This is a genomic window from Actinophytocola oryzae (genome assembly GCF_004364325.1).
GTDB lineage: Bacteria > Actinomycetota > Actinomycetes > Mycobacteriales > Pseudonocardiaceae > Actinophytocola > Actinophytocola oryzae.
On record NZ_SOCP01000006.1, the window covers coordinates 203,447 to 218,052 of the forward strand.

Consider the following 14,606-nt stretch of genomic DNA (forward strand, 5'->3'; position numbering starts at 1 on the left):
TCGTGGCGGGGGGTGGGGCCTGGTTTGTTGTGCTTCTCGGTTTTCGGGTTTGGGCTTCGCCTTGTTTCTTCCCCGGGTTCCTGTTCGCCGGGTGTCCGGGCGGTTGTCTCTCGTCGTTGCTGGTCTGGCTGCTTTGTTGTCTGGCTGGCTTCCTTTGCGGCTGCCTTCTTGGGGTTCTTGTTTGTTGGCAGGTTGCTGTCTTGTGTTGGGTTCGTCACTTCTTCTGGGGTGGGGCCATCCTTTGGGGTGGGTTCAACCGCTGTTCGGGTGTTTCGAGGTGGTGTTGTGGGGGCGGGGGTCGGGCTGGGGGTGTTGATCTTTCTTGCTGGTCGGGGGGCTTGTGTGCAAATTGCTGGGGGCAACTTTGAGTATTGGTTCGTGTTCAACCGTCCGGCGGAGGACTCACCCAGACGGCCGCATCGTCGGGGCGAAGTCCCATTGCCGCCTGTCGACCGGTCACCGACCGCTCAGCGCCGTCGGTCGCAGGATGCCCGTTTTCGTCTGCGGTTGGGCACCTGCGGCCTGGTAGCACAGTCATGTAACCAAATACGTCGCAGGTCGGCAGGGGATGGCACGTCGAACGTCGCGGCGGTAGCGGAGAGGGCTGGGTTCGTGACGGGCATACCAGGACGCACAGCGGTTTCGGACAATCTGACGGCGGTGCCATCGCCGCTCGTCCCTCCCGTCGAACTGCCGGCCAAGGTCGACGAGCTCGCCGCCGCCGCGGCGCGGGACCTCGGCTGGCAGGGGATCGTTCTCCCCGAGATGAAGCTGCTCGGCCGACGGATCAGCCTCGTCGCCCAGCTCATGCCCGACGCACACGCCGAGCGCATCTGCCTCGGCCAGGCGCCGGAGGTCGACCGGGCGACCGTGGCCACCTGGGTGTGGCCCGAGTTCACCGGCCGCGTCCCGGCGGCCGCCGTGCGCATCGTCGGCGCACTCGCCGTCGCCCGCCACTGGCGCACCGGGCTCATCAACGCCGTGCCGTTCCTGCGTTACTGCGACGCCGCGATGGTGCTGCCGATGTCGGTCGTCATCACCAACGACTACCTGGTCAACTGCCTGCCGAGGGCACGCGCCTACGGCGTCGGCATCGCCTCCGCGGCGCCAGGGCCGGAGGTGCGGATGGATCTCCCCGGCCGCGCCGACCGGGTGCCCGCGGACGTCGACGGCACGCACCGCTGGCTGAACGAGCTCGCCTACGAGCAGATACTCTCCGCCGTGTGAAGGTTGTCATCGCGGGTGGTCACGGCAAGATCGCCCTCCGGCTGACCAGACTGCTCGCCGAGCGTGGCGACACCGTCGTCGGCATCGTCCGCAACCCGGACCACGCCGACGACGTCGAGAAGGCCGGTGCCGACGCCAGCGTGCTCGACCTCGAGAGCGTCTCCGCCGACGAGGTCGCCCCGGTCCTCGAGGGCGCCAACGCCGTGGTCTTCGCGGCGGGCGCGGGGCCGGGCAGCGGTGCGGCCCGCAAGGACTCCGTCGACCGGGGCGCCTCCGTACTCCTCGCCGACGCCGCCGAACAGGCGGGTATCCGGCGGTTCCTGCAGGTCAGCGCCATCGGTCTCGACCGAGCGGACGACCCGGACGTCGACGAGACCTTCGCCGCCTACCTCCGTGCCAAGGCAGCCGCAGACCAGGACGTGATGGCCCGTGACGGGCTCGACTGGACGATCCTGCGGCCCGGGCTCCTCACCGACGACCCCGGCACCGGCAAGGTCGAGCTCGCCGAGCAGGTCGGCGGTGGTGTGGTCACCAGGGACGACGTCGCCTCCGTCCTCGTCGCCCTCCTCGACCACCCCGACACCTCTGGTCGCGTCTACGAGCTGGTGAACGGCGAGACGGCCATCGAGGCCGCCCTAAGCGCCTAGAACGCGCCTCAGGTACGGGTTCAGGAACTTCCCCTCGGGATCCAGCTCCGCCCGCAGCGCGGTGAAGTCGTCGAACCGGGGATAGCGCTCCCGCAGCACCGACGCGTCGAGCGAGTGCATCTTCCCCCAGTGCGGCCGACCCCCGACCGAACCGGCAATTGACTCGAACAACGCGAAGTACTCCCGGTAGGGCATCCCGACGAACTGGTGGATGGCGATGTACGCGGAGTCCCGTTCGTGGGCGGTCGAGAGCCAGATGTCGTCGGCCGCCGCGACGCGGACCTCCACCGGGAAGATCACCGGATCCGCGAGCCTCGGCACGCGTTCACGCAGCTCGCCCAGCACCTCCGGGAGCGATTCGCGGGGCACGGCGTACTCGGACTCCACGAACCGGACGTTCCTGTTGGTCACGAAGACCCGGTGCGACACATCGGAATACGCCCGCGCCGACAGCACTGCCGACGACAAGCGGTTGAGCGGTCGCACCAGCGGACGAACGGCTCTCCCCACGCGACAAACGGCACCGAACATCGTGTTCTCCATCAGCTGGTACTCGACGAACTGACGGGTCCTGGACAGCGGCTCCGGCAGCGAACCGGCCGGCAGGCGGTTGTTCCGCTTGGTCAGCGCGTTGCGGCCGTAGGGAAACCAGTAGAACTCGAAGTGGTCGTTGTCGGCGCAATTACCGTCAAGTGACGCCAGAACGTCGTCCAGCGGCTCGGGTCGCTCCTCCGCGTGCAGCACGAACGCGGGCTCGGTCCGCAGTGTCACGGTCGAGATCACACCGAACGCACCCAGCCCGACCCGGCCGGCGGCGAACAGCGAGGGACGCTCCTCGGGTGAACACGTCACCACCGAGCCGTCCGCGAGGACCAGCTCCAACGCCGCTACCTGGGTCGAGATGCCGCCGAATCGCGCGCCCGTGCCGTGGGTGCCGGTCGAGATGGCACCCGCAATCGTTTGCGCGTCGATGTCACCCAGGTTCGTCATGGCCCGGCCCATCCGGTCCAGCTCGGTGTTCAGAGCCCGCAGCGTGGTGCCGGACCGGACGGTGACGAGGCCCGTGCCCGCGTCCGAGGAAACGATGCCGGTCCAGTCCGACAGGTCGATGGCCCGGTCGTGCGCGGCGCCGACCGCGGTGAACGAGTGGCCGCTGCCACGCGCGCGCACCGACTTGCCCGCGCCGGCCACCGCGGCGGAGAGCTGTTCGAGGTCCCCGGGGCGCACGACCTCCGTGGCGACGGCCGCCTCCGTGCCAGCCCAGTTGCGCCACGACGTCGTCGCTCTGGTCTCCACAGCCATGGTTACTCCCGGGTAAATCGCGAGACCCAGATCTTCGCAGGTCGCCTCAGACGACGTCAGCGTGGTCGACCAACGCGAGGCTGCGGCGCCACAGCTCCGACCGCGCCGAGGGGTCGTAGGCCTGCTCGTCGGCTCGGGCGTCCCGCTGCCGGTCGAAGAACCGGCCCGTCACGCCCGCGACCTCCGCGCCGACGGCCAGCCTGCTTGTCGACGCGACTCCCGTCTCCAAGGAGTCGACCGAGTAGCCGATCTCGTCGACCACCATCTTGGTCGGCATGTACGTCCCGGGGTGCAGGCTGTTCACCGTCACCTCGGCCGCGGGAAGGCGGGACGCCAGCTCGAACCCGGACATGACCTGGGCGAGCTTGCTCTGCGAGTACGCCCGGCCGCCGCTGTAGTCGCGTTCGAGCATGAGGTCGTCGAAGTCGAGCGGGTGCTGGCCGAGCGAGGCGACGTTGACGATCCGCGCCGGCGCCGAGGAACGCAGCAGTGGCAACAACTCCAGCGACAACAGGAACCCGGCGAGGTAGTTCACGGCGAACCGCAGCTCGTGGCCGTCCACGCTCGTCGCGCGTTCGCGCCCGACCGGCATGCCGCTGCCGATGCCCGCGTTGTTGACGAGGACGTCCAGCCGGTCGGTCAGCTGGCGCACCTGTGCCGCCAACCCGCGCACCTGGCGAAGATCAGCGAGGTCCGCGAGCGCTGTGTGCACCTCGGCGCGGTCCTTGATCGCGGCCGCGGTGTCGGCCAGCCTCCCCGCGTGACGGCCGTGGAGGATCAGGGTGTGCCCGTCCGACGCGAGCCGGTCGGCGAGCGCACGGCCGAGCCCGTCGGTGGCACCCGTGACGAAGACGATCATGGCGAGTTCCTTCCGAGGTGGAGCGTCCCGAGCGTACGTCCGGGTGGATGGGGCGTACGGACCGTGTCGAGTGGTCCGTCTGGCCGTACGGTTGGTCTGTGCCCGACGAAACACTGCGTGCCCGCCTGGACGCGGCCACCAAACAGCTCGAAGCCCCCCTCGCGGTCGTCGACCTCGACGCGTTCGACCGGAACGCGGACGACCTCGTGCGCCGGGCGGCCGGGCGGCCGATCCGGGTCGCCAGCAAGTCCGCCCGGGTCCGGCACCTGCTGGAGCGGGTGCTGCGCAGGGACGGCTTCGCGGGGGTGATGGCCTACTCGTTGCCCGAGGCGCTCTGGCTGGCCCGCCACTGGGCGGGCACCGACCTCGCCCGTGTCGACATCCTCGTGGCGTACCCGACCGTCGACCACACGGCGCTACGAGCGCTGGCCACCGACGACCACGCCAGAGGGCTCGTCACGATCATGGTCGACTCCGTCGCGCACCTCGACCTCGTGGACGCCGCGCTCGGCTCGGACCACCCCGACATCCGGGTCTGTCTGGAGCTGGACGTGTCCTGGCGACCGCTCCTGGGTAGTGACATCGCTCACATCGGCACCCGTCGATCGCCGGTCTTCCTGCCGGGGCAGGCCCGCACGCTCGCCACCGAGGTCCGCGACCGCGCGGGGTTCCGGCTCGTCGGGCTCATGGGTTACGAGGGGCAGATCGCGGGACTGGGCGACCATCCGAGCGGGAAGCCGCTGATGGGCGCCGTTCTGCGGTGGATGCAGGGCCACTCGGCGCAGGAGCTGGCCGTTCGGCGGACGGCGGCCGTCGAGGAGATCAAGAAGGTCGCTGACCTGGAGTTCGTCAACGGCGGCGGCACCGGCAGCATCGAGACGACCGGCCTCGACCACTCGGTCACCGAGGTCGCGGCGGGCTCCGGGCTGATCGGGCCGACGCTCTTCGACAACTACCAGCGGTTCTCGCCCTCACCAGCGGTTCTGTTCGCGCTCCCGGTAGTACGCAAGCCCAGGAAGAAGACGGCCACGCTGTTCTCCGGCGGCTACATCGCGTCCGGTCCGGCTGGCAAGGACCGTTCCCCGACGCCGTACCTGCCTGCCGGCCTGTCGCTGGTCGGCACCGAGGGCGCGGGTGAGGTGCAGACGCCGGTCAACGGCCGCGCGGCCAGGGACCTGCGGGTCGGCGACCGCGTCTGGCTGCGGCACACCAAGGCGGGCGAGCTGGCGGAACGGTTCACGGAGTACCACGTGCTCACCGGGGACCGCGTGATCGCGACGGTCCCGACCTACCGCGGCGAGGGGCAGTGCTTCGGCTAGGAGGTCAGTCCTTCTCCTGGTACATCAGCTGGCCGGCCAGGTAGGCGCGGACGACCTGCTTGGCCTCGGCGATCATGTCCTCCTCGTCGAACAGCTTGCGCCGGAACGCGAGCGCGAGGATGGCGTCGCCGATGTCGCACGCCACGGTGATCTGCTTGAACAGGCTCTCGACCGGTATGTCGTTGTTGCCCGCGACGACGTGCGCGATCTGCTCGGAGATGACCGTGTTGTTGTCGCGGCCGTCCTCGATGAAGCGCAGGTCGATGACGTCACCGAAGCGAACCCGGCCGAACCCGGGGATCGTGCGGTACATCTCGACGTAGATGTCGATGATGGTGTCGACGCCGTGCCACCAGTGCTCGAGGTTCGCCCAGTCGAGGCGCTCCTCGATCTGCTCGGTGAAGTGGTCGAGGTGGCGCTTGGTGAGCGCCTGGACGACCGCCCGCTTGTCGGGGAAGAACTGGTACAGCGAACCGACGGCGACCCCGGCCCGCTCGGCGATCAGCGTGGTGGTGACGCCGTCGTAGCCGAGCTCGTCGATGAGCGCGGCGCACGCCTCGAGCATCTGCTCGACGCGTTTGGCGCTGCGCTGCTGCACTGGTTGCTTTCGCAACGGAACCTGGGTTGCCACGTGTTCTCCTAGCGCGGGTGACTAGCTCCATCCTGCCTGGCCTGGCTCACTCGTACCACTAGATTCTGTATACGCCATGAGCCGAACCGGGACGAACTGCATGTCAGGACGGTGCCAGAACAACCGACCGTCCACATAGTCCGGCCAGGACCATCGTTCCCTGAGAACTCGAGCGGCCCCTGTGCTGACGTGCACAAGGGCCGCTCGAAAGTGGAGCCGCGAACCGATGCTGGTCGGGGGAGGGGAGTACAACAACATCGGTTCGCGGAGATCAGATTCTGGAAATCGTTGTTGTGAGATTTCCTGTGCCGGCGGCCGGGCTGTGTTCGTAGCGCTCGGGGGTGCCTACGAGCACTGGCCGCCGGCTCAGGGGTGGCTGTTCCTCAGGCCACGCGCCGCGCGGGGTCGCGGCGGGCGAGGTGACAGCCGTTCCTACCTGGTACCCGTGGCCAACCGGCCTGAGTGCGTCACGCGCGTGCGGTTCGCGTGGCGTGCGGGCTGCGTCGTCGGTGCCAGCCCGCCGGCTACCAGGTGCTCGTAGGCCGCCTGCCACACAGAGCAAGGCGCCTTCTGTTGCCGCCACCGCGACGAGCACGCGGGGCAGTTTCCCTTCTCGTCCGGCTCGTGGGCCGCGAGCATCGCTCGCCAGCCCTCCGTCAGCCTCGGGAGCTCGGAACGTGCCACGGACAGCAGGGACGGAGCGTCCGCGCGGTTGGCGAGTTCGGCCAGCATGTCCAGCCGTTCCCACACCGCGTTGCGGAGTACCTGTCCGAGGATCTCGTCCATCGAAACGTCACCGCTACCTTTCCGCCTGCTCGGCGGCCTCACGAAGCGCGACCCGAAGCTGGCCGAGTTGGCCTGCGTTCAGTACCGCGGTTTCGCCCGGCGGCCCTACGAGGACCACCCGATTACGTTCGACGAGCACCGTGAGGCAGCGTTCCCGGTTGACCACGTCGCCGCAGTTGATGCGCCAGACCTGTCTTCCGAGGGAGGAACCATGCAACTCGCGGCGGTGGTCCGCGTCCTCTGTTACAGGGCCCGGTGGCGCCGTGCTGACCAGTTCCACAGTCTCGGCTTCCCTCCGTGCTCGTACGCTTACAACCAACTACATTGGTGGTTTCAGACACAGAATGGTTCGCTAGAGCGCCGATCGGCGACCATTCCACGGTGAGCGGTCGGCGAACTTCGGTAGGACCGATCAGGTTCACCGATCCGGACTTTTAGCGGCTCGTGAAGTGCGCTTACTCTGCGCCTGACGCCCAGCGGACTGTGAGGGGGCGGAATGAACTCCATCGGGTCTCAGAGCTCTTCTGTGACGCCAGAGGCGTGGGAAGACCCAGAGATGCGTAACGCGCTAGCCGCGCGGGAGGTCAGCACGATCTACAAGCTGCTGCGACGCCGAGGTGTGTCTCAACGACAGATCGCCGCGATGACCGGTCAGTCACAGTCCGAGGTGTCGGAGATCCTCAAGGGTCGTCAGGTCATGGCCTACGACGTCCTGGTGCGGATCGCCGACGGACTGGGTGTCCCCAGGGGATACATGGGTCTCGCGTACGACGAGGTCACCGCACAGCGGGTGGCCGAGACGAGCGATACCCCGGAGGCTGAGGAGCCGGAGAACGTGAAGCGTCGGAAGTTCCTTGCGCACGCCGCGGCGGTCGCCGTCGGTGCGCATGTGCTCGGCGCCGACTCGGGATCGTGGGTGTCCAACCCGGTGCTGACTCCCGCACCGGGCCGGATCGGCATGACAGACGTCCGACAGGTGGAGGCCGCCACGCGTGCCCTCCGCTCGCTGGACTACCAGTACGGCGGCGGTTTCTGCAGGGACGCTGTGGTCGCACAGCTGTCCTGGGGGCAGCAGATGCTGAGCTCGTCCGGTACGGACGTCGTGAAGAGGAGACTGCACGTCGCACTCGCCGACCTGCACAACCTCGCTGGCTGGACATCGTTCGACGTCGGACTGATCGACTCGGCGCGCAACCACTTCGGACGCGCGCTGGAGCTGGCGAAGGCCGGCGAGAGCGACGAGCTGGTCGCGAACATCCTGTACCGCATGGGCCGGGTCTACCTGCACAAGGAGGCCCCCGACGACGCGCTGAAGATGTTCCAGCTCGGCCAGATCGCCGCACAGCAGTCGGGCTCCGAGCTGGCCGTCGCGGTCATCTGCGCCAACCAGGCGTGGGCCTACGCGATGATGGGCCACGAGGAGCAGACGATGAAGCTCATCGGCAGGACCCGTGACGAGTTCGCCCGCGCGAACCACGGCGAGGCCGCCGACTGGGTCAAGTTCTTCAACGAGGACGACGTCTACTCGATGATCGGCACCGTCCACACCGTGCTCGCGCAGAAGGTCGACGCGAAGCACACCAAGTACGCCATCCCGGCCCTGACCAGGGCGATCGACTCCTACGGCGAAGAGGTCGCGCGCAACAAGGCGTTCAACCTGTCCTCGCTGGCCACCAACCACCTGCTCGACGGCGACATCGACCACGGCGCCAAGGTGGGGGTCGCGGCCGTCGACCTGGCACAACACCTCAAGTCGCAGCGTGTCCGCGACCGGTTGGAGCCGCTGCGCGAGGAGGCGGACAAGCGCCGCAACTTCGCCGACGCCCGCGACCTCGCGGACCTCATCGGCCGGTTCCACGAGACCAACCAAGCGGTCTGACGAGGTCGTCGTGACCGTGTTGCCGACCTCGGGGATCCCGTCTGCCACGGCCCCGGGCAGTGGTGGTCCGTTCTCCGGAGAGCGTCTGGCCGAGGCGCTGACCGGTGTGTGCGCGGTCGCCGGGCTCGACCCGGCGGGTGCCACGCTCATCAAGTGCACGGCCAACGCCGTGTTCCGCCTGGCCAGCGCGCCCGTGGTGGTCCGCATCGGGGCCTCGACGGCGCTGCGGCACCGGGTCGAGAAGGTCGTCCACGTGGCCACCTGGCTGGCCGAGCACGACGTGCCCGCGGTCCGGCTGCTGCCCGGGGTGCCCCAGCCGGTCCAGTACGACGGCTACGTGGCCACCATCTGGGAGGCCGTGCCGTCCGGCGGCAAGCGACCGCGGGGCCGTGACCTGGGCAAACTCCTGCGCCGCATCCACGACCTGCCGCAGCCCGCGTCCTGGCTGCCGGAGTGGCGGCCGCTCGCCGACGTGCGGGCCCGCATCGGGGAGGCCGACCTCGACGCCGCCGACCTGGCGTTCCTCCAGGACCGGTACGACGACGTGGCCGACCAGCTGTCCCATCTGGACTTCCCGTCGCCGCCCTCCCTGGTGCACGGCGACGCCCACCTCGGCAACCTCATCGCGAGCCCGGCAGGCCCGGTGCTGTGCGACTTCGACTCGTCCAGCTACGGCCCGCCGGAGTGGGACCTGACGCCGCTCGCCGTCGGCGTGGTTCGTTTCGGCGAGCCGGCGGGCCGGTACCGCGAGCTGGTCAGGACCTACGGCCTCGACGTGACCCGCTGGTCGGGTTTCGCGGTGCTGCGTGCCGTTCGTGAGTTGAAGCTGATCACCAGCGTGCTGCCCATCATCGGGAGCAGACCGGAGGTCAGTGCCGAGCTGTTCCGGCGGATGGCGGATGTCCGTTCGGGTAATACCTCGGCTCGGTGGGCCCGCTACACGTGACCGGATCGGCCCAACAGCCGTAACACTCCGTCGCCGAATCACGAATCTGAAGTGTGCCCGGACGGACATCTTCGCACGTCGTAGCGGTTTTTCGGAAGTTTCATTCGTATGGACTACTTATGGGGGTCGCCGTTTTCGGGAAGCGCGCTACGCTGAGTGGAACTAGCCTCAGTCCGCTCCCCGAACGAGGTGTTCAATCCGTGGCTAGGGTGATCAAGAAGTCCAGGAGCGCGCGACGCGCGCTTGATTCGGCACGGATTCTCGAGCAGGTCGTCGAGAACCAGCTCCCGCTCGTCGCCCGCCTGCCGGACGGCGGCAGCAGGGTGCGTGCCGCGGACTTCCTAGCCGAGCTGGTGCTGCTCTCCCAGGCCTACCGCCACCACGCGGCAGGCTGGATCACGCGGCGGGAACTCGAGCGAAGAGGCGATCGGGCCATGCGGCGACTGTCCACCATCCGGCGCCGTTCACCCCTGTCGTACACGCAGTTCACCGAGCAGGACTGACCATTCGGCGTTGGGGCTATTCCGGATTGCCGCGGGGTCCTGTGACCGCCCACACACCTGCGGTGAGCCGACGAGCGGTCGGTCTGCGTCCGTTCACCGTTCAGTCGAGCCGAACTGTGCCCTGAATCGAGAAAGCCGGGCAACGGACCTCAGCTCACGGGAGTACGCGTGAGCACGACCGCGAACCCGAAGGCCGCGCCCATGACAGCGAGCTCGACGGTCGCCCAGCCGATGAGCGCGGTCCGCTGGTGGCGCACGATGCCGGGCATCAGCCGCCACCGGATGTTGGCGCCGAAGACGGCGAGCAGGCCGTAGCAGACGAGCTTGAGGATCACGAGCGTGCCGTAGCCCGTGCCGAACAGGGTGTCGAAGACGTTCTTGCCCGGCACCGAGCCCAGCTCCACGACCGCGTTGAACAGGCCGGTCGCCGCGACGACGCACAGGCAGACGGTCGCGAGCGTCGAGAACTTCGGGAGCGCGGTGGACAGCAGCGTCCGGTTCGTGGCCAGCACCACGACGACCGCGCCGAGCCCGCCCGTCCACACGGCCGCGCCGAGGACGTGCAGCTCCATCGAGATCATCGCGTAGTCCTGCCACCGGAAGTCCGTGGCGTGGCCGGTGACCGGCAGCGGCAGCAGGGCGAACAACGCGACCGCGGCCCGCAGCTCGGCAGGCACCGCGTCGCCCGCGCGCACGGCCCAGATCGACAGCACGAACGAGATCAGCGCGACGCCGGCGACGAACACGAGCGCCTTGCCCGCGCTGACCGTCACCACGTAGTCGGCGACGGCGTCGGGCGAGATGCCCGAGCGGTCCTGGTCGGGGTGTACCTCGGCGGTCTGCAGCACGAGTGCGACCACGGCGGTCACGGCGAGTGCCAGTGCGCTGAACGCCGCCGCCCGGCGAGCACCGGCGAGCACCGGCGCCGCGACCTTCGGCCTGCCGAGCCCGACGAGGAAGGGCAGGAGGTTGAGCCCGACGGTCGCCACGGCCGACAGGTCGAACAGCACCCGGGCGATGGGCAACCCGTACCGGACCACCGCGTCCGGCCCCGGCACCCCTGGGATCTCCGCCACGGGAGTGAGCACGAGACCGACCACGACCGCGGCCAGTGCGGTGCCCACAGCGGCGGCGACCAGGGGCAGCCGGTTGAACGCGGTGGTCCGGATCTGGGTCATTCCGGCTGCTTGCCGCCGATGCGCAGGGCCACGAACAGACCGGCGCCGAGCAGTACGCCCGCACCGACCAGCCACACCCAGATCGGCAGGCCGGAGCCCGACGACCCGTCGTCGCCCGTGCCGGGCACCGACGCGGTGTTCTCGCTGGCCTTCGCCGGGGTGCCGTTGCCTGCCTTGGTGAGCGTGAACGTCACCTTCCCGGAGACGGGGTGCCCGTCGGCGGACACGATCCGGTAGCCGATCGTGTAGACGCCGGTCGGGCCCAGCTCACGCACCGGTGCGGAGACGACGTTGCTGTCGACGTCCGCCGGGCCGCCCTGCCACTGCTTGCCGTCCGGTCCGGTGACGGCGACGGAGTTGAGCCCCTCGCCCTCCTGGACCGGCTGGTCGAAGGTCAGCACGACGGTCTGCGGTCCGGCGTCGAGCGAGGAGTTCTCCACCGGGTTGCTGCTGACCAGCGTGTTGTGCGCGGACGCAGGCGCGGCGAAGGCGAAGAGCGCCAGCCCCGTCATTGTCAGGACGGCAAGCAGCTTCCTCATGACTGGTCGCCTCGCGCGGCCGTCGCCTTGCGTGCGCGCAGCGTCGCGCCGATGCCGAAGCCGGCGCCGAGGGCACCGACCACGAGTCCGGCACCGCCCAGCCAGCGGGCCGTGGTGTCGGACGTGCTCGCGGCCTGGGCCTCGTTCGTGTCGGACGCCATGGCCGCGTTCTCCGGGTCGGCGGCCGGGGCGTCGTCGCCGTGGTGGTCGTCGCCACCCTCGGCGGCCAGCGCGATCACCGGTGCCGGGTGCTCCGGCTCCTCCTCGCCCTCCTTGGTCGGCTGGTCCCAGGCGACGACGGTGCCGTCGTCGTAGGTCTGGATCGCAGGCATCATCAGCTGGTCGGTGTTGTCCGGCAGCGGGCCGACGGACAGCTCGAACTCCTGGAACTCACCGGGGGCGATGCGGGTGCCGCTCGCCGTCCAGACGACCGAACCGACGGCCTCCTTGACCTCGGCGTTGTGCACCTTGACCGGCTTGTCCAGGGTGACCTTGTTGATCTGTGCGGTCCAGCCGGGCATCGGCTTGGTCCGCGCGCCGGAGACGGGGGAGTCGGCGGGGAACTTGACCTCCAGCTTGATGGTGCCCGCGTTCTCCTCCTCGTTCGGCACCCGGAAGGTGATCTTCGTGTAGCCGCCCTTGGCGGCCGCCTCGCCGAGCACCTTGGCGGTGACGTGGGCGGACGCGAGCCCGCCGGAGAACATGGTGGCCACACCGGCGGCGATGGCGACGATGCCTGCGCGCGCCATGAAGCGCTTGATGGACATGTGAGTACTTGCTCCTGAGAGTTGGGGGATTCGCCGGTACGCATCCGGCGTCCGGCATTCGGGGGGTTTCTCAGGAGTGGACCGGCGGCCCCCGCCGCCCGCAGACCCGCCGGAACAGGACCTCCAGCAGCTCACCCGGCCGTGCGGGGGCGGAGTTCCCGGCGGTGGCGGCGAGCGGTGGCACCGGTCCCGCGGCGAGGATGCGCAGTCGGCCGAGCAGCCAGCCGATCGCGGACGTGACCGCGGCGAGCGCGAACCCGGCCCTGGTCAGCAGCAACGCGGTGACGATCGTGGCGACGGCGTGCGTGCCGAACATGGTCCAGCCGTCGAAGGTCGCCGTTGTCTCGCCGTGTCCGCTGGCGATCTCGTTCAGCAGCATGTGCTGGCAGGCCTGGGTGAGCCCCAGTACGGCGACGAGCGCGGGCGTGCCGCCGCGGCGGGTGATCGACATGCCGCCCCAGGAGAGCAGCGTGGCGAGCAGGATCGTGAACCCGGAATCGGCGACCGCGCCACCGGCGAGACCGTGCGCGGCGATGGCCAGAGCGGCCGAGCAACCGGCGAGCAGGAGCCCGCGAACGCCGTCGGCGTCGCCAGTCCTCGCTCGTCTACCGCTCACGCCTCACAAGAGTAGGGCGCCGGTCAACGGGCGTCATATACCGCGCGTGCGTCCATTACGCCCGGCATGCGTGACTCGAGCAGGTCGACCAGCTCCAGGAGCTTCTCGGCGACCTCCCGGCCGACCGGGGTGAGGCTGTACTCGACGTGCGGCGGGATCGTCGGACGGGCCTCACGCAGGACGAGACCGTCCCGTTCGAGAGCCTGCAGTGTCTGGCTGAGCATCTTCTCGCTGATGCCGTCCACGCGGCGCCGCAACGCGTTGAACCTGGTCATGCCGTCGAGGAGCGCGACCATCGCCAGGCCGCCCCACCGGCCGGTCACGTGTTCCATGGTCTCGCGTGAGGTGCAGTTCCTCGCGAACACGTCGAACACCAGCTCGTCCACACCTCTATGGTAGTACTAACCAAGGGAAAGTACTAACCAAGGGAGAGTGATTGCATGATCGTCGTCACCGCGGCGTCGGGGCAGCTCGGCCGCCACGTGCTCGACGGACTGCGCGCGAAGGGCGTCGAGTTCGTCGCGGGCGTCCGGGACACGGCCGTAGACCTCGGCGTGGAGACGAGGGAGCTGGACTACGACCGGCCGTCGACCATCGAGAAGGCGCTCGACGGTGCCGACCAGGTCCTGTTCATCTCCGGCAACGAGCCGGGCAGGAGGGTGCCCCAGCACACCGCGGTCGTCGACGCGGCGAAGAAGGCCGGGGTGCGCCACATCGTGTACACCAGCGCCCCGCACGCCGACTCGACTCCGCTGGTCCTCGCGCCGGAACACCGGGCGACCGAGGAGGCCATCCTCGCGAGCGGGCTGCCGTACACGTTCCTGCGCAACGGCTGGTACCACGAGAACTACCTGGACAAGATCACCACCGCGGCCGAGACCGGCGAGATCGTCGGCGCCACCGGCGACGGGCGGATCGCCTCGGCGGCACGCAGGGACTTCGCCGACGCCGCGGTCACGGTGCTCACCGAGCCGGGGCACGAGAACAAGGTCTACGAGCTGACGGGCGACGTGGCGTGGACGTTCGCCGAGTTCGCCGACGAGGTCGCGAAGGTCGCGGGCCGCCCCGTCACCTACCGGGACCTGACGGTCGAGGAACTCCAGCAGTACCTCGTCTCGCTGGGCACGCCGCCCGAGGTCGCCGGGTTCGTCGCCGCCATCGACGGCGACATCGCGGCGGGCCTGCTCGGGCACACCCCGGGTGACCTGCGGACCCTGATCGGCCGGCCGACGACGCCAGTGAGCGAGACGATCAGGGAGACCCTCAGGGCCTAGTGCCGTGTCCAGGTGGGGAGGGTCGTTTATCCGTGGATCCAGGTGGTCGCTGGCAAGGCGCCGGGAAGCCGCTCGTACCGGGTTGTACTCGGGCTTTCCGGCAACGCCGCCAGCGGCCGCCTGGGCCGCGGAG

At 69.3% G+C, this 14,606-nt stretch carries 17 protein-coding genes; 7 read left to right on the forward strand and 10 right to left on the reverse strand.

All coding sequences use genetic code 11. From position 1 onward, the window contains the following. Window positions 1–660: 660 nt before the first annotated feature. Together CLV71_RS18730 and CLV71_RS18735 are read left to right on the forward strand one after the other, a co-directional pair. On the forward strand, window positions 661–1,227 hold the full coding sequence (locus CLV71_RS18730; RefSeq protein WP_243866562.1) for a hypothetical protein: 567 nt from the start codon (window positions 661–663) through the stop codon (window positions 1,225–1,227). Next, window positions 1,224–1,874 carry an NAD(P)H-binding protein gene (locus tag CLV71_RS18735; protein ID WP_133904083.1) on the forward strand — a complete coding sequence of 217 codons (651 nt, stop codon included), beginning with the start codon at window positions 1,224–1,226 and terminating at the stop codon, window positions 1,872–1,874. The genes CLV71_RS18730 and CLV71_RS18735 overlap by 4 nt, the downstream gene beginning before the upstream one ends. Here the strand turns inward: CLV71_RS18735 and CLV71_RS18740 are convergent. Both CLV71_RS18740 and CLV71_RS18745 read right to left on the reverse strand, forming a co-directional pair. Beyond that, on the reverse strand, window positions 1,863–3,176 hold the full coding sequence (locus tag CLV71_RS18740) for a D-arabinono-1,4-lactone oxidase (RefSeq protein ID WP_133904084.1): 1,314 nt from the start codon (window positions 3,174–3,176) through the stop codon (window positions 1,863–1,865). The genes CLV71_RS18735 and CLV71_RS18740 overlap by 12 nt on opposite strands. 46 nt (window positions 3,177–3,222) lie before the next feature. Further along, a complete protein-coding gene (locus tag CLV71_RS18745; protein ID WP_133904085.1) occupies window positions 3,223–4,035 on the reverse strand; it encodes an SDR family NAD(P)-dependent oxidoreductase in 813 nt (270 codons plus the stop codon). A 98-nt stretch (window positions 4,036–4,133) separates the two neighbouring features. Between CLV71_RS18745 and CLV71_RS18750 the strand changes: the two genes are divergently transcribed. Next, window positions 4,134–5,354 (forward strand): amino acid deaminase/aldolase, encoded by a 1,221-nt coding sequence (locus CLV71_RS18750; RefSeq protein ID WP_243866563.1) that lies wholly within the window; start codon window positions 4,134–4,136, stop codon window positions 5,352–5,354. 4 nt (window positions 5,355–5,358) lie between these two features. Here the strand turns inward: CLV71_RS18750 and CLV71_RS18755 are convergent, their stop codons facing one another. From CLV71_RS18755 to CLV71_RS49330, 3 genes are all read right to left on the reverse strand, one after another. After that, window positions 5,359–5,985, reverse strand: coding sequence for a TetR/AcrR family transcriptional regulator (locus CLV71_RS18755; protein WP_243866564.1), 627 nt, complete (start codon window positions 5,983–5,985; stop codon window positions 5,359–5,361). Between the two features lie 432 nt (window positions 5,986–6,417). Beyond that, window positions 6,418–6,771 (reverse strand): hypothetical protein, encoded by a 354-nt coding sequence (locus CLV71_RS18760; protein ID WP_133904087.1) that lies wholly within the window; start codon window positions 6,769–6,771, stop codon window positions 6,418–6,420. Window positions 6,772–6,784: 13 nt separating this feature from the next. Next, entirely contained in the window at window positions 6,785–7,090 is a 306-nt protein-coding gene (locus CLV71_RS49330; protein ID WP_133904088.1) for a hypothetical protein, read from the reverse strand. A 177-nt stretch (window positions 7,091–7,267) separates the two neighbouring features. Between CLV71_RS49330 and CLV71_RS18770 the strand changes: the two genes are divergently transcribed. The 3 genes from CLV71_RS18770 to CLV71_RS18780 all read left to right on the forward strand — a co-directional run bounded on the left by CLV71_RS18770 (window position 7,268) and on the right by CLV71_RS18780 (window position 10,099). Further along, window positions 7,268–8,650, forward strand: coding sequence for an NsdA family TPR-like regulatory protein (locus tag CLV71_RS18770; RefSeq protein WP_166664154.1), 1,383 nt, complete (start codon window positions 7,268–7,270; stop codon window positions 8,648–8,650). Window positions 8,651–8,660: 10 nt separating this feature from the next. Next, complete coding sequence (locus CLV71_RS18775; protein ID WP_243866565.1) at window positions 8,661–9,596, forward strand: aminoglycoside phosphotransferase family protein; 936 nt, start codon at window positions 8,661–8,663, stop codon at window positions 9,594–9,596. A 200-nt stretch (window positions 9,597–9,796) separates the two neighbouring features. Further along, a complete protein-coding gene (locus CLV71_RS18780) occupies window positions 9,797–10,099 on the forward strand; it encodes a hypothetical protein (protein WP_133904090.1) in 303 nt (100 codons plus the stop codon). 149 nt (window positions 10,100–10,248) lie between these two features. Here CLV71_RS18780 and CLV71_RS18785 read toward each other — a convergent pair whose 3' ends face one another. The 5 genes from CLV71_RS18785 to CLV71_RS18805 all read right to left on the reverse strand — a co-directional run bounded on the left by CLV71_RS18785 (window position 10,249) and on the right by CLV71_RS18805 (window position 13,531). Beyond that, window positions 10,249–11,277 carry a copper resistance D family protein gene (locus CLV71_RS18785; RefSeq protein WP_133904091.1) on the reverse strand — a complete coding sequence of 343 codons (1,029 nt, stop codon included), beginning with the start codon at window positions 11,275–11,277 and terminating at the stop codon, window positions 10,249–10,251. Next, complete coding sequence (locus tag CLV71_RS18790; protein ID WP_133904092.1) at window positions 11,274–11,816, reverse strand: copper resistance CopC family protein; 543 nt, start codon at window positions 11,814–11,816, stop codon at window positions 11,274–11,276. Before CLV71_RS18790 ends, CLV71_RS18785 begins: the two co-directional genes overlap by 4 nt. Further along, on the reverse strand, window positions 11,813–12,583 hold the full coding sequence (locus CLV71_RS18795; protein WP_133904093.1) for a YcnI family copper-binding membrane protein: 771 nt from the start codon (window positions 12,581–12,583) through the stop codon (window positions 11,813–11,815). The genes CLV71_RS18790 and CLV71_RS18795 overlap by 4 nt, the downstream gene beginning before the upstream one ends. Before the next feature lie 70 nt (window positions 12,584–12,653). Then, window positions 12,654–13,199 carry a hypothetical protein gene (locus tag CLV71_RS18800; protein WP_133904094.1) on the reverse strand — a complete coding sequence of 182 codons (546 nt, stop codon included), beginning with the start codon at window positions 13,197–13,199 and terminating at the stop codon, window positions 12,654–12,656. 23 nt (window positions 13,200–13,222) lie between these two features. After that, window positions 13,223–13,531: a winged helix-turn-helix transcriptional regulator gene (locus CLV71_RS18805; protein WP_133904340.1), complete on the reverse strand. Its 309-nt coding sequence runs from the start codon at window positions 13,529–13,531 to the stop codon at window positions 13,223–13,225. Window positions 13,532–13,639: 108 nt separating this feature from the next. Between CLV71_RS18805 and CLV71_RS18810 the strand changes: the two genes are divergently transcribed. Then, window positions 13,640–14,473 carry an SDR family oxidoreductase gene (locus CLV71_RS18810; RefSeq protein ID WP_133904095.1) on the forward strand — a complete coding sequence of 278 codons (834 nt, stop codon included), beginning with the start codon at window positions 13,640–13,642 and terminating at the stop codon, window positions 14,471–14,473. Window positions 14,474–14,606: the final 133 nt, after the last annotated feature.

Excerpts from the sequence above, each read along its gene's own strand:
- CLV71_RS18740 (WP_133904084.1), bottom strand. The coding sequence starts at position 3,176 with ATGGCTGTGGAGACCAGAGCGACGACGTCGTGGCGCAACTGGGCTGGC.
- CLV71_RS18745 (WP_133904085.1), bottom strand. The coding sequence starts at position 4,035 with ATGATCGTCTTCGTCACGGGTGCCACCGACGGGCTCGGCCGTGCGCTC.
- CLV71_RS18760 (WP_133904087.1), bottom strand. The coding sequence starts at position 6,771 with ATGGACGAGATCCTCGGACAGGTACTCCGCAACGCGGTGTGGGAACGG.
- CLV71_RS18770 (WP_166664154.1), top strand. The coding sequence starts at position 7,268 with ATGAACTCCATCGGGTCTCAGAGCTCTTCTGTGACGCCAGAGGCGTGG.
- CLV71_RS18785 (WP_133904091.1), bottom strand. The coding sequence starts at position 11,277 with ATGACCCAGATCCGGACCACCGCGTTCAACCGGCTGCCCCTGGTCGCC.
- CLV71_RS18790 (WP_133904092.1), bottom strand. The coding sequence starts at position 11,816 with ATGAGGAAGCTGCTTGCCGTCCTGACAATGACGGGGCTGGCGCTCTTC.
- CLV71_RS18795 (WP_133904093.1), bottom strand. The coding sequence starts at position 12,583 with ATGTCCATCAAGCGCTTCATGGCGCGCGCAGGCATCGTCGCCATCGCC.
- CLV71_RS18805 (WP_133904340.1), bottom strand. The coding sequence starts at position 13,531 with ATGGAACACGTGACCGGCCGGTGGGGCGGCCTGGCGATGGTCGCGCTC.
- CLV71_RS18810 (WP_133904095.1), top strand. The coding sequence starts at position 13,640 with ATGATCGTCGTCACCGCGGCGTCGGGGCAGCTCGGCCGCCACGTGCTC.